General features: G+C 66.9%; 18 protein-coding genes and 2 tRNA genes. 9 read left to right on the top strand and 11 right to left on the bottom strand.

The features are described 5' to 3' along the window. Nucleotides 1-29 precede the first annotated feature (29 nt). From FFS49_RS09480 to FFS49_RS09450, 6 genes are all read left to right on the top strand, one after another. Nucleotides 30-117, top strand: a tRNA-Ser gene (locus FFS49_RS09480). A 142-nt stretch (nt 118-259) separates the two neighbouring features. Further along, nucleotides 260-655, top strand: coding sequence for a hypothetical protein (locus FFS49_RS09475; RefSeq protein ID WP_071334095.1), 396 nt, complete (start codon nt 260-262; stop codon nt 653-655). Between the two features lie 239 nt (nt 656-894). After that, the gene (locus FFS49_RS09470) at nt 895-1,188 is read left to right on the top strand and encodes a hypothetical protein (RefSeq protein ID WP_046545146.1); all 294 of its coding nucleotides are present in this window, start codon (nt 895-897) and stop codon (nt 1,186-1,188) included. A gap of 336 nt (nt 1,189-1,524) precedes the next feature. Beyond that, the gene (locus tag FFS49_RS09465) at nt 1,525-2,016 is read left to right on the top strand and encodes an energy transducer TonB (protein WP_039343403.1); all 492 of its coding nucleotides are present in this window, start codon (nt 1,525-1,527) and stop codon (nt 2,014-2,016) included. Nucleotides 2,017-2,309: 293 nt separating this feature from the next. Further along, nucleotides 2,310-3,620, top strand: a complete 1,311-nt coding sequence (locus tag FFS49_RS09455; RefSeq protein WP_039343408.1) for an MFS transporter — start codon at nt 2,310-2,312, stop codon at nt 3,618-3,620. Nucleotides 3,621-3,725: 105 nt separating this feature from the next. Beyond that, nucleotides 3,726-3,905, top strand: coding sequence for a hypothetical protein (locus tag FFS49_RS09450; RefSeq protein WP_039343411.1), 180 nt, complete (start codon nt 3,726-3,728; stop codon nt 3,903-3,905). A gap of 18 nt (nt 3,906-3,923) precedes the next feature. On the opposite strand, the gene waaC is transcribed toward FFS49_RS09450, so the two are convergent. Next, complete coding sequence (waaC, locus tag FFS49_RS09445; RefSeq protein WP_105817557.1) at nt 3,924-4,922, bottom strand: lipopolysaccharide heptosyltransferase I; 999 nt, start codon at nt 4,920-4,922, stop codon at nt 3,924-3,926. Nucleotides 4,923-5,092: 170 nt separating this feature from the next. Between waaC and FFS49_RS09440 the strand changes: the two genes are divergently transcribed. After that, nucleotides 5,093-6,649: a chloride channel protein gene (locus FFS49_RS09440; RefSeq protein WP_105817558.1), complete on the top strand. Its 1,557-nt coding sequence runs from the start codon at nt 5,093-5,095 to the stop codon at nt 6,647-6,649. Nucleotides 6,650-6,765: 116 nt separating this feature from the next. Here FFS49_RS09440 and FFS49_RS09435 read toward each other — a convergent pair whose 3' ends face one another. From FFS49_RS09435 to FFS49_RS09415, 5 genes are all read right to left on the bottom strand, one after another. Beyond that, nucleotides 6,766-7,167 carry a YXWGXW repeat-containing protein gene (locus FFS49_RS09435; RefSeq protein ID WP_039343424.1) on the bottom strand — a complete coding sequence of 134 codons (402 nt, stop codon included), beginning with the start codon at nt 7,165-7,167 and terminating at the stop codon, nt 6,766-6,768. Nucleotides 7,168-7,327: 160 nt separating this feature from the next. Further along, complete coding sequence (minE, locus tag FFS49_RS09430; RefSeq protein ID WP_006476634.1) at nt 7,328-7,582, bottom strand: cell division topological specificity factor MinE; 255 nt, start codon at nt 7,580-7,582, stop codon at nt 7,328-7,330. 12 nt (nt 7,583-7,594) lie between these two features. Continuing rightward, the gene (minD, locus tag FFS49_RS09425) at nt 7,595-8,410 is read right to left on the bottom strand and encodes a septum site-determining protein MinD (protein ID WP_039343429.1); all 816 of its coding nucleotides are present in this window, start codon (nt 8,408-8,410) and stop codon (nt 7,595-7,597) included. Between the two features lie 59 nt (nt 8,411-8,469). Then, nucleotides 8,470-9,255, bottom strand: coding sequence for a septum site-determining protein MinC (gene minC, locus FFS49_RS09420; RefSeq protein WP_105817559.1), 786 nt, complete (start codon nt 9,253-9,255; stop codon nt 8,470-8,472). A 186-nt stretch (nt 9,256-9,441) separates the two neighbouring features. Continuing rightward, nucleotides 9,442-10,158 carry a GNAT family N-acetyltransferase gene (locus FFS49_RS09415; protein ID WP_224756027.1) on the bottom strand — a complete coding sequence of 239 codons (717 nt, stop codon included), beginning with the start codon at nt 10,156-10,158 and terminating at the stop codon, nt 9,442-9,444. Nucleotides 10,159-10,624: 466 nt separating this feature from the next. On the opposite strand from FFS49_RS09415, the gene FFS49_RS09410 reads away from it, so the two are divergent. Further along, the gene (locus FFS49_RS09410; protein ID WP_105817560.1) at nt 10,625-11,785 is read left to right on the top strand and encodes an alkane 1-monooxygenase; all 1,161 of its coding nucleotides are present in this window, start codon (nt 10,625-10,627) and stop codon (nt 11,783-11,785) included. 102 nt (nt 11,786-11,887) lie between these two features. Here FFS49_RS09410 and FFS49_RS09405 read toward each other — a convergent pair whose 3' ends face one another. The 3 genes from FFS49_RS09405 to serS all read right to left on the bottom strand — a co-directional run bounded on the left by FFS49_RS09405 (nt 11,888) and on the right by serS (nt 15,450). Then, entirely contained in the window at nt 11,888-13,423 is a 1,536-nt protein-coding gene (locus tag FFS49_RS09405; protein WP_105817561.1) for a methyl-accepting chemotaxis protein, read from the bottom strand. A 519-nt stretch (nt 13,424-13,942) separates the two neighbouring features. Continuing rightward, a tRNA-Ser gene (locus FFS49_RS09395) sits at nt 13,943-14,033 on the bottom strand. Between the two features lie 115 nt (nt 14,034-14,148). Continuing rightward, complete coding sequence (serS, locus tag FFS49_RS09390) at nt 14,149-15,450, bottom strand: serine--tRNA ligase (protein ID WP_039343442.1); 1,302 nt, start codon at nt 15,448-15,450, stop codon at nt 14,149-14,151. Nucleotides 15,451-15,713: 263 nt separating this feature from the next. On the opposite strand from serS, the gene FFS49_RS09385 reads away from it, so the two are divergent. Then, nucleotides 15,714-15,980: a DUF2164 domain-containing protein gene (locus FFS49_RS09385; protein WP_105817562.1), complete on the top strand. Its 267-nt coding sequence runs from the start codon at nt 15,714-15,716 to the stop codon at nt 15,978-15,980. Between the two features lie 49 nt (nt 15,981-16,029). Here FFS49_RS09385 and FFS49_RS09380 read toward each other — a convergent pair whose 3' ends face one another. Next, nucleotides 16,030-17,340 carry a replication-associated recombination protein A gene (locus tag FFS49_RS09380; protein WP_071334088.1) on the bottom strand — a complete coding sequence of 437 codons (1,311 nt, stop codon included), beginning with the start codon at nt 17,338-17,340 and terminating at the stop codon, nt 16,030-16,032. Between the two features lie 178 nt (nt 17,341-17,518). Further along, entirely contained in the window at nt 17,519-18,208 is a 690-nt protein-coding gene (gene lolA, locus FFS49_RS09375) for an outer membrane lipoprotein chaperone LolA (RefSeq protein WP_105817564.1), read from the bottom strand. Between the last annotated feature and the right edge of the window lie 7 nt (nt 18,209-18,215).

Here is an 18,215-nt window from a genome sequence, read left to right as displayed (position 1 = left end):
GGCATTTCGGTTACAATGCCGCCTCGTGTGGAAGCGTGGCCGAGCGGTTTAAGGCACCGGTCTTGAAAACCGGCGACGGGAAACTGTCCGTGAGTTCGAATCTCACCGCTTCCGCCAGAAAGTTCGCCAAACCCCGTCCATTCACCGAATGACGGGGTTTTTTGTTGGTCCGTTCACGCCCTTACGTCACGTTCCGACGCGTCACGCCGGATGCCGTTACAATCCGGCGCTCCGATTCGCGAAACGGGAAACCCACGTCATGAAGCCCTTCATCGTCTCGTCGCTCGCTGCATTGCTGGTTGCCGTCAGCACGCAGGCGACGGCCGACACCGCCGCCGGCAGCAACGCGCAATCGTCGTGCGCGATCGCCTACGTGACCGGCGTCGGCGGCTCCCCGCGCGGCCTGAGCGAATACCTCGCGAGCCCGTCGCCCTACAACTACGTGAAGGACAACGACCTTCAGTGCAAGGTGGGCGACGATGGACGCACGTCGAACTGCACCGGCGTGACGTACCTCCGGAACGAACAGGTCAGCGTGTACGACGATTCCGATCCGGCAACGCTGACCGTCGTGGCGCGCGTGGAGCTCGACCACGGCCAGAAATACCCGGTGATCATCGTCGTGCAGCGCAAGGACGCGCGCTGCAAGCAATGACGCGACGCCGCGCGCGAGCCCGTCCGCCGAAACGGCACGGGCGTTCGCGCCGGCCCTCGCCGCACGGCGCTTAAGCTGCGGACACGGCCAGCGGCCCGCCATCGCGCCGCGCCGCGTCGGAAGCCATCCTCCCGGCCGGCCGCTCGATCACCTAGAATTCGATCAACACGGCGACACGACCGCCGCCGCGTACTCGATGCCGCGCGCGCCACCCCTGCGTGCGGTACACGGAGATCGCCATGACCGAACTGTCGACACCGGCGGAACACGTCGATTACGAAGGCTTCGAGATCCATGTCGTGCCGGCCACCGTGCCCGGCAGCGACACGCGCTACACCTACACCGGTTACGTGTGCCATCCGGGTGCGAATCCCGCATTGCCCGGCCACGCGGTGCCCTTCCATGCAGACGGCGAGGAAAGCTTCGCGAGCCTCGACGAAGCCGTCCACGAAGCCGTGCACATCGGCAAGAGCATCATCGACGGCACGCACCCCGACCTGTCGATCCTGTCACTCGTGACGCACGGCTTCTGACCCGGGCGCCACGCATCGCCGAAGATGGCGCGGGCAGCCGCCGCGGTGCTGCCTGCGGCAACCCGCTGCGCTCGCGCCGGGCCATCGCCCCGCGCCTGCGTGCCGCTCGCGTTCCTCACGATTCTTTCAACCTTGCAACACGCACGCCGGGATGCATACGGCCGGCAGCCACGCGAGCGTGCCGTCACATGTCACGTCACATCGCGATGCGCGAGCGCACGTCATCTCGTCATCGGCAAACGTATCGTCCGGCATCGCCCTTTATGCGTTTCTCCCGATATCGCCTCGCGCCCGTGCGCCTATCATTTTTTTATAGTCACTTCTGGCTAGCCTCCCATGCGCCCCCTTCCCCGTTTGCATGTCGACCGGCTGCGTGCAGTTGCGCTGGCCGTCGCCGCCATGCTCGCGGCGTGCACGATCACGCCGCCTCCGTCGCTGCACTCGATCCTGACGATTCCGTCGATCACCCGCAGCGGCAATCTCGACCAGTACCGCGTGGAAGTCGCGCAGCGTGTCGCCGAACGCAATCCGTCCGGCATGCTGCACGGCACACCACAGGCGATGCTCCGCTCACTCGTCGTCGTGGCCTTCACCGTCGATGGCAGCGGCCGGCTCGTCAACGCCTCCGTCTATCGCAGCAACGGCGACAGCGAAGCGGAAGCACTCGCGCTCGCGTCGCTGCGCCGCTCGGCGCCGCTGCCGCCGCCACCGTCGCGACTGCTCGACGGCAACGGTCGGCTCGAATTGATGGAAGGCTGGCTCTTCAACGACGACGGCCACTTCCAGTTGCAAAGCACCGCGTCGGCGCAGGCGCAATCGATCGACTGACCGGTCGCCGCCCCGCGATTGCCGGTGCGAGGCGGCGCTGGCTATAATTTTCCGCAATCGCGCGGCCATCACGCCGCGCGCACGTTCGCGCGCCCCACCCGGCATGCGAGCCGACCACGCCGGCACCGGGCGGCGGCGACGTACCCGTCTCCATCGTCGACCGGCGGGTGACGCGCGCGCCACGGCGCGCGTCCACGCCGCCACCGCATCATCCGCTCGGCTGCCACCGGCAGGCATCCGCCTGCCCGTCCGCACGCCCAGCCGACCGCCCCAACGACAAAACGGAGACATCCATGTCCGCATCCCCCCCGACCGTTGCACACGCAACCGGTTCGGCCGGCGCCGTCAGCCACCGGCGCATCGTGTTCGCCAGCTTCATCGGCACCGCAATCGAGTTCTACGACTTCTACGTGTACGCAACGGCCGCCGCGCTCGTCATCGGCCCCGTGTTCTTCCCGCACGGGTCCGCGACCGCACAGGCGCTGTCCGCCTTCGTCACGTTCGGCATCGCGTTCATCGCACGCCCGATCGGGTCGTTCCTGTTCGGGCACTTCGGCGACCGCATCGGCCGCAAGTCGACGCTCGTCGCATCGCTGCTCGTGATGGGGGTGTCCACCACCGCCATCGGCTTCGTGCCCGGCTACGACGCGATCGGCGCGCTCGCGCCGGTGCTGCTGTGCGTGCTGCGCTTCGGCCAGGGGATCGGGCTCGGCGGCGAATGGGGCGGCGCCGCGCTGCTCGCGACCGAGCACGCGCCGCAGGGCAAGCGCGGCTGGTTCGGGATGTTCCCGCAGCTCGGGCCATCGGTCGGCTTCCTGATGTCGAACGGGCTGTTCTTCGCGCTCGCGCTGTCGCTGTCGGACGAGCAGTTCCGCAGTTGGGGCTGGCGCATCCCGTTCCTGGTCAGTGCGGTGCTCGTCGCGCTCGGCCTGTACGTGCGGCTCAAGATCAGCGAAACGCCCGCGTTCCAGGCCGCGCTCGATCGCAACGAGCGCGTGCGCGTGCCGGTCGCGACACTGATCACGCAACACTGGCGCCCGACGCTGCTCGGTGCGCTCGCCATGGTCGTCTGCTACACGCTGTTCTACATCTCGACGGTGTTCTCGCTGTCGTACGGCGTGTCGGCGCTGCATATTCCGCGCCAGAGCTTCCTCGGCCTGCTGTGTTTTGCAGTCGTGTTCATGGGGCTCGCGACGCCGCTGTCCGCGTGGGCATCGGACCGTTTCGGCCGCAAGCCGGTGCTCGTCGTGGGCGCGATCGCCGCGCTGCTGTCGGGTTTTGCGATGGAGCCGCTGCTCGGCAGCGGCTCGATGCCGCTCGTCGCGCTGTTCCTGACGATCGAGCTGTTCCTGATGGGCGTGACGTTCGCGCCGATGGGCGCGCTGCTGCCGGAGCTGTTCCCGACCAACGTCCGCTACACGGGCGCGGGTGTCGCGTACAACCTCGGCGGGATCCTCGGCGCGTCGATCGCGCCGTATATCGCGCAACTGCTGGCGGCGCGCGGCGGGCTGTCGTGGGTCGGCGGCTATGTATCGGTTGCGGCGGCAATCAGCCTGATCGGCGTGCTGCTGATGCGCGAGACGCGCGACGCATCGCTCGTCTGAGACTCCGGGGCGACCCGGGTTGTGCGGTGGCCGGCGCTGCCTATACTCGATCCTGGGTGCGCCGCTGCGCGCCCCCCGGGAACCCGCCCCGAAGGAGCCGCCGCCATGAACATCCGCCTCGGCAATGCCGATCTCGTCCTGATCCTCGCGCTCGCGCTGGGTGGCGCGATCCTGCTCGCGATGCGCTTCCGGCCGCAGACGTGGCGCGGCCTCGTGTTCGAGGCGCTGCTGGCGAACCTGGCGGCCGTCGCCGCCGTCGTCACCGTCGAGGCACTGCTCGCCTGAACCGCCGCGCCCGCCTCTTCAGGCGGTCAGCCGCGCGCGCAGCGCGCCGTAGGCCGGACTGACCGTATCGATCGCATCCAGCGCCTCGTCGACCGACGGCATCGTGCCCGGCTCGCCGATCGACAATGCATTCGGCGCGCCGCCGATCCCGCAATGATGGCGCGACGTCGCGACGAAAATCATCACGGTCGGCCGCTGCAGCGCGTGCGCCATGTGCACGAACCCCGTATCGACCCCCACCACGAGCGCAGCCCGGCCGAGCGCCGCGCCGAGCTCGCGCACCGTCATCGCCGGCAGCACGACCGAACCCGGCGCACGTGCGGCGATGTCCTGCGCATCGTCATGCTCGGCAGCCGATCCCCACGGCAACAGCACGCGCACGCCACGCGCCATCATCTGCGTGGCGAGCGCGGCCCAGCGGTCGGCCGGCCATTTCTTGTCGGGGTTGGACGTTGCATGGAACAGCAGCATGAATGGGGCGCCATCGGTCACGGCGGCCGGCAGGTTCACGTCCCGTGGCGGGACGATGCCGTACGTGGCAATGCCTTCGGGCACGTAGCCAAGCGCCTCGCCGGCGCTCACGCGCATCCCGTGCCACGCGTCGCAGTCCGGCCGCGGGCCGAAACGATGCGAATACGCGAAGCGTGCGCCCGTTTCGCCGAGATCCTGCGTCTGGTAGCCGATGCGGCGTGCAGCGCGTGCGAGCGCCGAAATGATCGCGCTCTTGTAGACGCCATGCAGGTCGATCACCGCGTCGTAGCGATGCGCCCGCAGCGCGCCGATCGATGCCGTGATTGCCTTCAGGTCGCCGCGATTGCGCATCTTCTTGAAGCGGCGCAGCGGCGCGCACAGGACGTTGCTGACGCCCGGATGCCAGCGCACGACCTCCGAGCACGATTCATCCACCGCCCAGTCGACCGTTACGCCCGGAAAGGCGCGATGAAGATCCGCGACGACGGGTAGCGTCTGGACAACGTCGCCGAGCGACGTCACTTTCACGATGAGGATACGTTTCACGATGTGTGGGGAAAAGCCGGCCAATTTGGCATGCTAACGATGGTTACATGCGCGAACATTACGTGAAAATTACTTTTGAAACAAAATGCAACTCCTTTCGGAAACATTCTCGCCTCCCGCCTCCATCCGGTTCTTTTTATAATCCGGTCTTTGCCTACCGGCCCGCGTCAATGCCACGCCCCGCCCTTCCCGCCCTGTTTCCCGCCCTCACCCGTCGTTCGCTTAGGATCTGGCGCCAATACGGCGTTTTCTGGCTCGGTGCGATCGTCGTCGGCCTCGCGGCTGTACTTTACGCGCGATTGATCGACTGGGGCTACGAAACTTTCCGCGCGATGCGCGACCACGCCGCGTGGCTGCCGCTACTGCTGACGCCGGCCATCGCCGCGGTGTCGGTATGGATCACGCGCCGCTTCTTCCGCGGCGCCGAGGGCAGCGGCATCCCGCAGGTGATCGCGACGCTGCATGCGCGCCCGAGTGCATTCGGCTCCCGGCTGCTGACGCTGCGCATCCTGTTCGGCAAGGTGCTGGTATCGTTCCTCGGTATCCTGGGCGGCTTCACGATCGGCCGCGAAGGGCCGACCGTGCAGGTCGGCGCGGCGCTGATGTTCAACCTGCGACGATTCTACCCGCGCTCGAACGCGCAGATCGAGCGCCAACTGGTGCTCGCCGGCGCGGCGGCCGGGCTGTCGGCCGCGTTCAATACGCCGCTCGCCGGGATCGTGTTCGCGATCGAGGAGCTGACGCGCAGCTTCTCCGCGCGCGCCAGCGGCGTGCTGATCACCGCGATCATTCTCGCCGGCGTCGTCGCGCTCGGGCTGAACGGCAACTACACGTATTTCGGCACGATCGATGCCGGCCCTCATTTCCCGAAACTGCTGGCGCTCGCCGTGCTGGTCACCGCGATCGTGACGGGGATCGCAGGCGGCCTGTTCTGCTGGTTGCTGCTCAACACGGGGCGCTGGCTGCCCGCGCAGCTGCTCGGCCTGTATCGCGAGCGGCCGATCGCATTCGCCGCGCTGTGCGGCTTCGCGATCGCCGTCGTCGGCCTCGTATCGGGCGGCACGACCTTCGGCAGCGGCTACGCCGAGGCGCGCGGCCTGCTCGACGGCAGCCAGCATCTGTCGGTGTTCTATCCGTTCCTGAAGATGATTTCGATGGTCGCGTCGTACCTGCCGGGCATCCCGGGCGGGATCTTCGCGCCGTCGCTGTCGATCGGCGCCGGGTTCGGCAACCTGCTGCACGTCGTGTTCAGCAACATGAGCCTGCCGATGCTGATCGCGCTCGCAATGGTCGGCTACATGGCGGCCGTCACGCAGTCGCCGATCACGTCGTTCGTGATCGTGATGGAGATGATCAACGGTCACGCGCTCGTGATTTCGCTGATGGCCACCGCGTTGGTATCGAGCCGCGTGTCGCGCTTCTTTGCGCCGCCGCTCTACGAAACGCTTGCCCTGCGCTATCTCGCACCACCCGTCACGGCTGCGGAACCGACTTCGGCAGCCGCGGCGAGCGCGACGGTGGCGACCGGCGTCACCGAGCCGCAGGATGCGGCCGCGGCGCCCGCCGATCCGCTCGACACACTGCGCGACGAAGACGGCAGGGGCGACGAAGCGCCCGCCGCCACGCTGGCCGAACGCGCATCGCATGCACCGGCGCCGCACGACGACGAGCCGGCCGCAGCCGGGACGAACGGCCACGCGCAGTCCGGGCCGCGCGACCCTCAGTAGATCACGACGGGCGCCGGCCGGTAGTACACGGGCCGCGCCGGCACGACGATGCATCCGGCCAGCGTGATCGCGACGAGCGCGATGGCGATTGCGGTTCGTTTCATCGTCCGCCTCCATCATGCCCAGTGGCCACGGGTCCAGAACCAGTTCGGACCGCGCTGGTCCCAATGGCCCGGCACCCATTGCATGCCGACGCGCTCGGCTTCCCAGTGGCCGCCGATCCACACGTAGCGGCCGTGCTCCCAGTGCCAGTGCCCGCGATCCCACACGTAGCCCACGCGCGAGGCCGGCACGACCTCGTAGCGCACCGGCGGCGGCGCATTCGGCGCGACGACCACGATTTCCTCGGTGCGCACGGCGACCGGCTCGGCGACGACCACGCGGCCCTGCGGCACGATCACGGGGGTGCCGACGAGAATCTCGTCCGCATGCGCGGCAAACGGTGCGACGACGGCTGACAGGCCCGCGGCAAACAGGGCGAGCGAAACGATACGACGTTGAACAGTAGAGACAGCCATCACAACCTCCTGGTTGAACAAGTTACGCGAGCGTATTCGTTCAATGCGGGAGGCGCGGTAACGGCCGACAGACGCCGTGTTACGGCATGCCCGAAAGTGCAACAGGGCGTAAGACGCGCACGGCGGCGAGTGCCGCCGTGCGGAGGGATACCCGCAACGGTCAGGCTTGCGGGATCTCGATCTTCACTTCGAGGACTTCGAGATCGTCCTGGCGCTCGAGGCTCACGCGGATGTCATCGTCCGAAATATGGACGTACTTCGAGATGACCGCGACGAGCTCTTTCTGCAGCGCCGGCAGGTAATCGGCTGGCGGCCGGCCGCCGACCCGCTCGTGCGCGATGATGAGCTGCAGGCGCTCCTTCGCGACCGATGCGGACTTCTTCTTCTCGCCGAGGAGAAACGAAAGGATGGACATGGTCGGCCTCCGTTACTTGCTGCCGAAGAGGCGCTGCAGCAGGCCCGGCTTCTGGTAATCGGTGAAGCGCAGCGGCTTGTCTTCGCCGAGGAAACGCGCGACGACGTCCTTGTACGCTTCCGCAACGTCGGTACCGTCGATATGCACGGCCGGCAGACCCTGATTCGATGCATGCAGCACGGCTTCCGACTCGGGCACCACGCCGATCAGCTTGATGCGCAGGATCTCGCTGATGTCCTCGAGCGACAGCATCTCGCCTTCGCTGACGCGCTTCGGGCTGTAACGCGTGATCAGCAGGTGTTCCTTGATCGGATCCTTGCCTTCGGTCGCGCGCTTCGTTTTCGACGACAGGATGCCGAGAATGCGATCCGAGTCACGCACCGACGACACTTCCGGGTTCGTGACGATCAGCGCTTCATCCGCGAAGTACATCGCGTGCAGTGCGCCCGCCTCGATACCGGCCGGCGAATCGCAGACGATGAATTCGAAATCCATCGCGACCAGGTCGTTCAGCACCTTCTCGACGCCGTCACGCGTGAGCGCATCCTTGTCGCGCGTCTGCGACGCCGGCAGGATGAACAGGTTCTCGCACTTCTTGTCCTTGATCAGCGCCTGGTTCAGGTTCGCTTCGCCCTGGATCACGTTCACGAGGTCGTACACCACGCGGCGCTCGCAGCCCATGATGAGATCGAGGTTGCGCAGGCCGACGTCGAAGTCGATCACGGCCGTCTTGTGGCCGCGCAGCGCGAGACCGGACGCAAAGCTCGCGCTCGTCGTCGTCTTGCCCACGCCGCCCTTGCCCGAGGTCACCACGATGATTTTTGCCATTTACCCAATACCCTGTGTTCGTCAATGAGAGCCGATCGACCCGGAGCGCGCCGCGTGTATTACGTCAGGCGCAGCGGTTCGATCATCAGTTTTTCCTCTTCGAGCCGGATCTGTACCGATTTGCCCAGTACGTCGGCGGGCAACGGGTTCTCGGTCGTTCGATAGATACCCGCGATCGAAATCAGTTCCGGCTCGAGACACGTGCAGAAAATGCGCGCGTCGTGATTGCCGTGCACGCCCGCGAGTGCGCGGCCGCGCAACGGCGCGTAGATGTGGATATTGCCTTCCGCGATGATCTCCGCGCCGTGACTGACCGGCGCGAGCACCACGAGGTCTCCTTTCGCGTAAATCTGCTGCCCCGAACGCAACGGCCGGTCGATCACCAGCGTCTGGCCACCGGCCTGCACGGGCGTCGGCGCGGGCTCCGACGGCTGTTCGGGCGCCGCTGCGGTTGCCGCAGCGGCGGCGGGCTCGACGGCTGGCACTGCCGCCGGTTCCGCTTCGTCGGCAGGTTTCGCGGCCGGCGCGCGGCGATCGCGCGCCTCCAGCAACGGCAGGCCGGCTTCCCCCGCCCAGCCCTGCGTTGCCAGTGCGACGACGCCCACCGGACGCATCCGCACGTCGTTCAGCATCTGGCGGATGTCCGCGAGCGCGACGCGCTCGCCGTCAGCCAGGCGGCGGACGTCGATCGCGACGACATCGTCGGCGAAAAACTCGGGAGTCGCTTCGAAGCGCTTGACCAGTTCGGTACGCAACGCATCGAGATCGGTCGTCTTCACGGTGAACAGCAACGTATCGACCGATCCGCTGCGCAGCTCGAAGAATGGCGATTTTTTAAGCGACATGGACACTCTGCAAAAATTTTTTGCGTATTTTACAGGCGTCCACGCGTGCGGCCATTATTTTTGGGGAACCGGGTGGCGGCGGCCCGGGCGGGCGCACAACCGGCAGGCAGGCAGGCAGGCAGGCAGGCAGGCCAGCGGGCGCTCGGGCTTTCGTCGCGCCGCGCGGCGGGCTGTTTCGAGGTCGCGTCAGTGCTTCACCTGCGACACGAACAGCGATTTCATCGCGCCGGGCATCCGCGCGATCGGCGCATGTTCGCCGGTGTTGCCGAAACCGGCACGCTCGTAGAAGCGGATCGCGTTGCGGTTCGCATCAGCGATCCACGCGTAGACGTCGGTGGCGCCGCGCTCGGCGAGCCATGCGGTGGCCGTCTCCAGCAGCAGCACCCCGCCGCGCAGGTGACGCACCGCATGCGCGACCCACAGCTCGCTGACGAACGCGCGCCGATCGGGCGTGTTGTCGAAATACGCGCCGATCATGCCGGCCGGGTGGCCTTCGGTGTACAGCAGGAAAGTCGTCGACTCGTCGGACACGGCGCGCTGCGCGGCAATCGCCGACGCCGCGTCCGTTTCGACGGTCAGCAATTCGGCCTCCGGCGCTTCGCCGGGCGCATAGGGCTCACGCAGCGATGCGGCGCGGAGTTCGCGATACACGCCGCCCTGGTCGGCAACGATACGACGAACGGTCAAGGTCGAACTCATGCAGGCACAGCCCCCTTCGGACAGCAAGCTAGTAGCTTCAACCGAAAGCGGGGCATGAGTCAAATCGTAATTTTCAAATGACAGCGCGAATCGAAAGGCAGCATGCACCGCCGGCGGCCGGGCGACCGGCTGGTGTGCAGGTGCAGCATCGCCACATCGATACGTGCCGCCGAAAGACGATTGCGGCGGCCTGGTTCGACGCATGACGGCGGTCGCCTTGCGACACGCGGCAGTTGCCCGTCGGACCCCGTGGATTTGAGCGCGAAAGCCGTCATGATCCGTAAGATTGGCGACCCCTGAAATAGGTATCGCGGGTACCAGCCGCCCGCCCTATATTGCATCGCAACATTTGTTGCGGACCCGTGGCGCCGACACCCTCACGCGTCGCGACGCGCCATCCGTCTGACGAACCGGTCGGCCGTGCGGGTCGATCCGGCGTTCCGCGCATGTTTCAATCAGTGTGCGCGGGCCCTTCGCTGCCTGCTCCGCCCGCGCCCCGCCCGTTTGGAGCTTCGCGCCTAGTGCCGGAGTTTGGCAAGCGTGCGCATGGGTCGTATAACAGGCAGGACCGGGTGACGATCCGGCCCGACCGCGCGTGCTTCGCGGACCAACGATAATTCGAACAACCGTACAGGCGGCCGCCCTCGGGCCGGCCGGCAGGAGGGAGACAATGGCAATGACCAACGGATCGGCTTCGGGCTGGTCGGACGGCAAGCGTTACCTGTGGCTGCTCGGCGCGCTGACGATCACGCTGCCGATCCTCGCCGCCCAGCTCGCGCTGTCGACGGGCCTGCACGTGTTCTGGTGGTTCGGCCCGCTGTTCGCGTTCGGCGTGATCCCGGTCCTCGATACGCTGATCGGCGACGATCGCGACAACCCGCCCGAGGACGTCGTACCGCAACTCGAACGGGAGCGCTACTACCGGCTGATCGTCTATCTCGCGACGCTCGTCGAATATGTCGCGTTCTTCGTGTGCGTCTGGATCGTCGGCACGCACGCGCTCGCCTGGTACGACTACGTCGGCTTCGCGCTGTCGCTCGGCGCCGCGACGGGCATCTCGATCAATACCGCGCATGAACTCGGGCACAAGACCAACCGCTTCGAGCGCTGGCTCGCGAAGATCACGCTCGCGCCGGTCGCATACGGCCACTTCTACGTCGAGCACAACCGCGGGCACCACGTGCGCGTCGCGACGGCCGAGGACCCGGCGAGTGCGCGCTACGGCGAATCGTTCTGGGCATTCCTGCCGCGCACCGTGACCGGCAGCATCCGCTCGGCGTGGCGGCTCGAGAGGGCGCGCCTCGAACGGCTCGGGCATTCGCCGTGGACCTGGCGCAACGAGGTGCTGCACGCGTGGGCGATGACCGTCGTCGTGTGGGGCATCGCGATCGCGATGGCCGGCAAGGTCGTGATCCCGTTCCTCGTGATCCAGGCCATCTACGGCGCGTCGCTGCTCGAAGTCGTGAACTACGTCGAGCATTACGGGCTCGGCCGCCGCAAGCTGCCGAACGGCCGCTACGAACGCTGCACGCCGCAGCATTCGTGGAACAGCAATCACGTCGTCACCAACCTGTTCCTGTACCAGTTGCAGCGGCACGCCGACCATCATGCGAATCCTACGCGCTCGTACCAGGCACTGCGTCACTTCGACGATGCGCCGCAACTGCCGGCCGGCTACGCGACGATGATCCTGTTCGCGTACGTGCCGCCGCTCTGGTATCGCGTGATGAATCCGCGCGTCGTCGCGCACTACGGCGGCAACATGGCGCAATCGAACATCAAGCCGTCGATCCGCGCCCGGGTGCTCGCGCAATATCCGGCCGCGGCGTGATCGCGGGGGACGGGCCGGGGTCGACTGGCGCAGGTGCGCCGCTGAAAGCCGGCACCGCGCCGGCCCCGGTTCCATCGAAGCCGGGCGCGACGGCGGCCGCCGTCACGCCATTTCCGGCAGCCTGAACACGGCCACCGCATGCCGCAGCGCGCTCGCCTGCTCGGCCAGCGCCTGCGTCGCGGCCGAGGCCTGCTCGACGAGCGCCGCGTTGCGCTGCGTCGCTTCGTCCATCTGCGTCACCGCGATGTTCACCTGCTGGATGCCGCCGCTCTGCTCCTGCGACGCGGACGAGATCTCGCCGACGATCGTCGTGACACGCTGCACCGCACCGACGATCTCGTGAATCGATTCGCCCGCTCGGCCAATCAGCACGGCGCCCTCGTCGACCCGCTTCGTCGACTGCTCGATGAGTTCCTTGATCTCCTTCGCGGCGGCCGCGCTGCGTTGCGCGAGCGTACGCACTTCCGCCGCGACGACCGCGAAGCCGCGGCCCTGTTCGCCCGCACGCGCGGCTTCGACTGCCGCGTTCAGCGCGAGGATGTTGGTCTGGAACGCGATGCCGTCGATCACCGCGATGATCTCGCCGACCTTGGCGGAGCTGTCGGCGATGCCGTTCATCGTGCCGACGGCATCCGTCATCACGCCGCCGCCCGCCGCTGCGATGTTCGACGCGTCGTGCGCCAGCTGCGCCGCGTGCTGCGCGTGCTCGGCCGACTGGCGGACGATGCCCGTGAGTTCGGTCATGCTGGCAGCCGTCTCCTCGAGCGACGCAGCCTGCGCCTCGGTCCGAGCCGACAGGTCGTGATTGCCCGATGCGATCTGTGCGCTCGCCGTCGCGACGGCTTCGGCATGCGTGCGCACTTCGAGCACGACGCCCGACAGGCTCGCCTGCATCATCTGCAACGCGCGCAGCAGATCGGCGATCTCGTCGCGGCCGGCTGCATCGACATTGCGCGTCAGGTCGCCCTCGGCGACGGCCTGCGCGCACGCCACCGCACGGTCGAGCGGACGCAGGATCGCGCGGCTGAACAGGAATGCGCCGACCATCGCGACGCCGAGCACGACCAGCATCAGCACGAGGCTCGCGGTCGTGGCGTGCTGCGCGTCGCGGCTCGCCTGTGCCGACACCGCGGCACTCTCGTCGGCGATCGACTTCGCGGCCCGCTCCAGCAACGCCGCCGGCTCGCGGTCCACGCCCGCCACCGCGGCATCGCCCGCCGACGGCTCGAAGCCGGCCGCCTTGAACGCGTCGAACCCGCGCCGGTAACCCTCGCCCATCGCCGTGTGCGCGCGCATGAACTGCTCGACGAGCGAGCGGCTCTCGCCGGGCGGCAACTGGTGAACGAGCTGCGCGGCGAGCGTGTCGACCGTCCGCTCGCGCGTCTGGAAAGCCTGCCAATACTTGTCGAGCTTGTCGGGCTGCTTGCCGCGCAACAGCGTGTCCTTCCATTCCTGAACCTGCAGCTTGAACTGCACGAGCGTGGCCGACACGAGCCGTTCATTGCCAACGTTCGTCTGCACGTCTTCGGCGAACGTATCGATCGACCGGTTGAGAATGTGGATACCGTACAGCGCGCCACCGAACATCAGTAGCAGCGCGACGGCGAATGCGAGGGGAATCTTGTAGCTCAGCTTCATGGGACCTTGAATCGACGGGGAACGATGCGGTCCGGCGCGGGCGCCGGCCGCCGCCACGTGTTAACGGCGCGGGAAGCACGGGCTTAAAGCTGAAGATTGCGGCGAAGGCTGGACGCGCATAGCGAGGCCGGCCAGTGCGCTCAGGTCGGATGCGGCGCGCGCGGCCCGATTGTCGCGCCCCTGCGCGGGCCCGCCATCCTGCGACGCACGACGACGATCGACGGCACCCCGTGTACGATCCTCGCGATCACGTGCGACAGGTAGTGGAGTGGCCACCTTGTGTCGACGTCGACACGATCATCGCGGCATTCAGCACGATCGATGCTGCGTTTGCCATTCAGCGCGGCTGTATCGAGGACGCGCCACGATCATGCATGCGGTGGGCGCCTTCGCATCCGCACGATACGAACTGCCGAAGGTCGAGCTGTTGCCACTGCAACGACTTGCGACACAACGCACGCACCGCGAACCCAAAACGAAAAACCCCTTGATCCTTCCGGATCAAGGGGCTTCGTATTTTGGCGGAGAGGGTGGGATTCGAACCCACGGTACGGGGAAACCGTACGCCTGATTTCGAGTCAGGTACATTCGACCACTCTGCCACCTCTCCTTCCTTGCTGCATCTCGCGGCTGGTCGTTTCCGCGAGAAAAAGATTATAAGACGATCGCTTCGTAGCTGACAAGCCCTTTCTGCAAATTTTTTTGCGAGGGCTTTGCAGGCCGCGTTACGACGCCTGTGCCGGCGCGTCGATACGCTCGATGCCGCCCATGTACGGACGCAGCACTTCCGGCACCGTGACCGAGCCGTCCGCGTTCTGGTAGTTCTCCAGCACCGCGACGAGCGTACGGCCGACGGCAAGCCCCGAACCGTTCAGCGTATGCACGAGCTCCGGCTTGCCTTGCGCGTTGCGGAAACGCGCCTGCATCCGGCGCGCCTGGAACGCTTCGGTGTTCGAGCAGCTCGAGATCTCGCGATAGGTGTTCTGCGCAGGCAGCCACACTTCGAGGTCGAACGTCTTCGCGGCCGAGAAACCCATGTCGCCCGTGCACAGCGTGATCACGCGGTACGGCAGGCCGAGCTTCTGCAGGATCGCTTCCGCATGGCCGACCATCTCGTCGAGCGCGGCGTACGACGTTTCCGGCGCAACGACCTGCACCATCTCGACCTTGTCGAACTGGTGCTGGCGGATCATGCCGCGCGTGTCGCGGCCGTATGAACCGGCTTCCGAGCGGAAGCACGGGGAATGCGCGGTCAGCTTGATCGGCAGCGCGGACGCGTCGACGATCGACTCGCGCACAGTGTTCGTCAGCGAGATTTCCGATGTGGAGATCAGGTATTGCGTGACCTTGTTCTCCTCGCCGCCCTTCTCGACGCGGAACATGTCGTCCGCAAACTTCGGCAGCTGGCCCGTGCCGTACAGGATCTCGGGGTTCACGATGTACGGCGTATACGCTTCGGTATAGCCGTGCTGCAGCGTGTGCGTATCGATCATGAACTGCGCGAGCGCGCGGTGCAGGCGCGCGATCGAGCCGCGCAGCATCGTGAAGCGCGCGCCGGCGAGCTTCGCACCGGTCTCGAAATCGAGGCCGAGCGGCGTGCCGACATCGACGTGATCCTTCACTTCGAAATCGAACTGGCGCGGCGTGCCCCAGCGGCGCACCTCGACGTTGTCGGCTTCGTCCTTGCCGACCGGCACGCTCTCATGCGCGACGTTCGGCATGCCCAGCATCAGGTCGGACAGGCGCGCCTGGATCTCGCCGAGCTTGGCTTCCCCCGCCTTCATTTCGTCGCCGATCCCGCCGACCTCGGCCATCACGGCCGACGTGTCCTCGCCCTTCCCCTTCATCGCGCCGATCTGCTTCGACAGGCTGTTGCGGCGCGCCTGGAGCTCTTCGGTACGGGTCTGGATCGCGCGGCGTTCCGCTTCGAGCGCGGAGAAGGCGGCGATGTCGAGGGTGTAGCCGCGATCGGCGAGGCGCTGGGCGACGCCGTCGAGGTCTTTGCGCAGCAACTGGATGTCGAGCATGGGAGGACTTGGAGAATCGTTGTGTAAGACGGGAATTCTAACGCACCACGGGGCCGCCACGGCACTGGCCGGACGGACAATGCTGCAAACGGGCGATGACCGTGGCGCGACGGCCATGGCAGTATCGCATTGCCGGTCCGCCAGTCGGCACCCGCGAAATCGCGCGGCATCGACGCGCCGCGGATCGCGAAACACCCGTGCGTGCCCGCCGCAGCGCATCGAACGAGGCACGCGCCACCCGTCACAACGACCCAAGGAACCCGATGGCCATCGAACTGGAGAAGGACGTACGCGACCGTGCGATCGCGTCGCTGCAACGCTATTTCACGGAAAACATGGATGAGCCGATCGGCAATATCCAGGCGGGTGCACTGCTGCACTTCTTCGTCGAGGAAATCGCCCCCGCCATCTACAACCTCGCGATCGCCGATGCGCAGCAGAGCCTGCACGCCCGCGTCACCGAACTCGACATCGAGTGCCATCAGGAGCCGTTCGGCTACTGGAAGCAGCAGCCGGCCCGCAAGCGCTGACGCGTTCGCGGCACCGGCACCGGCGCGGGCCGCGCCGGACGTTGCCCGGTCAGTCCTTCTTGCCGGCCTCTCGGTCGAGTTCGCGCAGCCACGCGAGCTTGTCGGCGATCTTCGCTTCGAGCCCGCGCGGCACCGGCTTGTACCAGCGCGGCTCGCGCATCCCGTCCGGCAGGTACGTCTCGCCGGCCGCATACGCATTCGGCTCGTCGTGCGCGTAACGGTACGCGTGCCCGTAGCCGAGCTCCTTCATCAGCTTGGTCGGCGCGTTGCGCAGATGCACGGGCACCTCGCGCGATTTGTCCTGCTTCACGAACGCCATCGCCTGGTTGAACGCGTTGTAGCCCGCGTTGCTCTTCGCCGCGCAAGCGAGATAGATCACCGCCTGCCCGAGCGCGAGCTCGCCTTCCGGCGAGCCGAGCCGCTCGTAGGTTTCGGCTGCGTCGTTCGCCACCTGCAGCGCGCGCGGATCGGCGAGGCCGATGTCTTCCCACGCCATCCGCACGATCCGCCGCGCGAGATACTTCGGATCCGCGCCGCCGTCGATCATCCGGCAGAACCAGTACAGCGCACCGTCCGGGCTCGAACCGCGCACCGACTTGTGCAGCGCCGAGATCTGGTCGTAGAAGTTGTCGCCGCCCTTGTCGAAGCGCCGGGCGTTCAGCGTCATCGCGCTGCTGACGAAGTCGGCATCGATCGTCGCGGTGCCGGCCGACGTAGCCGCCGTCTGCGCCTGCTCGAGCAGGTTCAGGAAGCGCCGCGCGTCGCCGTCCGCGTAGCCGACCAGCGTATCGACCGCCTTGTCGTCGAACGACAGGCCGTCGAGCGCGATTTCCTGTGCGCGCTTCAGCAACTGGCGCATCTCGTCGTCGTCCAGCGACTTCAGCACGTACACCTGCGCACGCGACAGCAAGGCCGAGTTGACCTCGAAGCTCGGGTTCTCGGTCGTCGCGCCGATGAAGGTCACGAGCCCCGACTCGACGAACGGCAGCAACGCGTCCTGCTGCCCCTTGTTGAAGCGGTGGATCTCGTCGACGAACAGGATCGTGTGGCGGCCGGTGCGGTTCAGCGTGTCCTTCGCCTGCTCCATCGACTCGCGGATGTCCTTCACGCCGCCGAGCACCGCGGACAGCGCAATGAACTCGCAGTCGAACGCGAGCGCGGTGAGCCGCGCGAGCGTCGTCTTGCCGACGCCGGGCGGCCCCCACAGAATCATCGAATGCGGCTTGCCCGATTCGAACGCAAGCCGCAGCGGCTTGCCTTCGCCCAGCAAATGCGTCTGGCCGATCACCTCGGCGAGCGTCTTCGGCCGCAGCGCCTCGGCGAGCGGGCGGCGCGGCTCGACTTGAAACAGGTCGGACATGAACCCTCGCTCCACATCAAACAATGGCGGCCGAACCAGCCGCCGGACCCGACATTATGACAGCCGCGCGAAAGCACCGCCGCGCCCGGTGCCCGGCGCCTGGTGCCCGGCGCCCACAAACAACAAGGGCCTGCCGTCGCCGGCAGGCCCTTCGGTGAAACGGCAGCGCGCGGCGCGGTCAGCCGGTAATCACGTCGGCGCCCTTCGGCACGACGAACTTGAACGTATCGCCCTTCAGCGGCGGATTCGTCTGGATGTTCGTAAACGTCAGCAGCGTGACGTTGCCGAACACGTCGTGCAGTTCCATCGCGGCCAGCGTGCCGTTCTTGAAGCCGATGCCGATCCGCTGGAACTGCGTGTCCTGCGCCTTCGGCAGCATCTCGAGCCACTCGATGCCGCCTTTCTCGCCGGCATCGCGCAGCGTGTAGTTCTTGTCGAGATCGTTGCTGCCGAACAGGATCGCGGCCGGGCTCGCGCCCAGCGCGCCGTTCAGCTTGCGCTCGGTGACCTGGTTCAGGTCGCGGTCGTACACGTAGAGCTTTTCGCCGTCGGCCTGCAGCACCTGCTGGTACGGCTTCTGGTACGTCCAGATGAACTTGCCCGGGCGCGCGAACACGAACGTGCCGCTCGAATTGTCGGTGGGCTTCGGCACGGCCTGCGCGGCGCTCGCACCCTTCGCCGGGGCCTTGACGATCTGCTGCGTGAAGTCGCCCTTCGCCGAACGCACTTGCGACACGAACGCCTTCAGTTGCTCGGTGCCGCCCGCGAACGCGTGCGTCGCCGCGAGCATCAGCGATGCGCCGGCGAGCGCCGCGCCGAGCCAGCGGCGCGTCGAACGAAGGGACATTGCGAACGAATGTTGCTGCATATTGCGG

It is taken from the genome of Burkholderia sp. 4NA327C6, from assembly GCF_005502655.1.
In the GTDB taxonomy this organism is placed as follows: domain Bacteria; phylum Pseudomonadota; class Gammaproteobacteria; order Burkholderiales; family Burkholderiaceae; genus Burkholderia; species Burkholderia contaminans.
The sequence above is the reverse complement of the archived record's forward strand: the minus strand, read 5'-3'. Positions and strand labels throughout refer to the sequence as shown.

Excerpts from the sequence above, each read along its gene's own strand:
- FFS49_RS09465 (WP_039343403.1), top strand. The coding sequence starts at position 1,525 with ATGCGCCCCCTTCCCCGTTTGCATGTCGACCGGCTGCGTGCAGTTGCG.
- FFS49_RS09475 (WP_071334095.1), top strand. The coding sequence starts at position 260 with ATGAAGCCCTTCATCGTCTCGTCGCTCGCTGCATTGCTGGTTGCCGTC.
- FFS49_RS09455 (WP_039343408.1), top strand. The coding sequence starts at position 2,310 with ATGTCCGCATCCCCCCCGACCGTTGCACACGCAACCGGTTCGGCCGGC.
- minD (WP_039343429.1), bottom strand. The coding sequence starts at position 8,410 with ATGGCAAAAATCATCGTGGTGACCTCGGGCAAGGGCGGCGTGGGCAAG.
- FFS49_RS09385 (WP_105817562.1), top strand. The coding sequence starts at position 15,714 with ATGGCCATCGAACTGGAGAAGGACGTACGCGACCGTGCGATCGCGTCG.
- FFS49_RS09410 (WP_105817560.1), top strand. The coding sequence starts at position 10,625 with ATGGCAATGACCAACGGATCGGCTTCGGGCTGGTCGGACGGCAAGCGT.
- minC (WP_105817559.1), bottom strand. The coding sequence starts at position 9,255 with ATGTCGCTTAAAAAATCGCCATTCTTCGAGCTGCGCAGCGGATCGGTC.
- FFS49_RS09470 (WP_046545146.1), top strand. The coding sequence starts at position 895 with ATGACCGAACTGTCGACACCGGCGGAACACGTCGATTACGAAGGCTTC.
- FFS49_RS09450 (WP_039343411.1), top strand. The coding sequence starts at position 3,726 with ATGAACATCCGCCTCGGCAATGCCGATCTCGTCCTGATCCTCGCGCTC.
- FFS49_RS09440 (WP_105817558.1), top strand. The coding sequence starts at position 5,093 with ATGCCACGCCCCGCCCTTCCCGCCCTGTTTCCCGCCCTCACCCGTCGT.
- FFS49_RS09415 (WP_224756027.1), bottom strand. The coding sequence starts at position 10,158 with ATGCGTCGAACCAGGCCGCCGCAATCGTCTTTCGGCGGCACGTATCGA.
- minE (WP_006476634.1), bottom strand. The coding sequence starts at position 7,582 with ATGTCCATCCTTTCGTTTCTCCTCGGCGAGAAGAAGAAGTCCGCATCG.
- FFS49_RS09405 (WP_105817561.1), bottom strand. The coding sequence starts at position 13,423 with ATGAAGCTGAGCTACAAGATTCCCCTCGCATTCGCCGTCGCGCTGCTA.
- serS (WP_039343442.1), bottom strand. The coding sequence starts at position 15,450 with ATGCTCGACATCCAGTTGCTGCGCAAAGACCTCGACGGCGTCGCCCAG.
- FFS49_RS09435 (WP_039343424.1), bottom strand. The coding sequence starts at position 7,167 with ATGGCTGTCTCTACTGTTCAACGTCGTATCGTTTCGCTCGCCCTGTTT.
- FFS49_RS09380 (WP_071334088.1), bottom strand. The coding sequence starts at position 17,340 with ATGTCCGACCTGTTTCAAGTCGAGCCGCGCCGCCCGCTCGCCGAGGCG.
- lolA (WP_105817564.1), bottom strand. The coding sequence starts at position 18,208 with ATGCAGCAACATTCGTTCGCAATGTCCCTTCGTTCGACGCGCCGCTGG.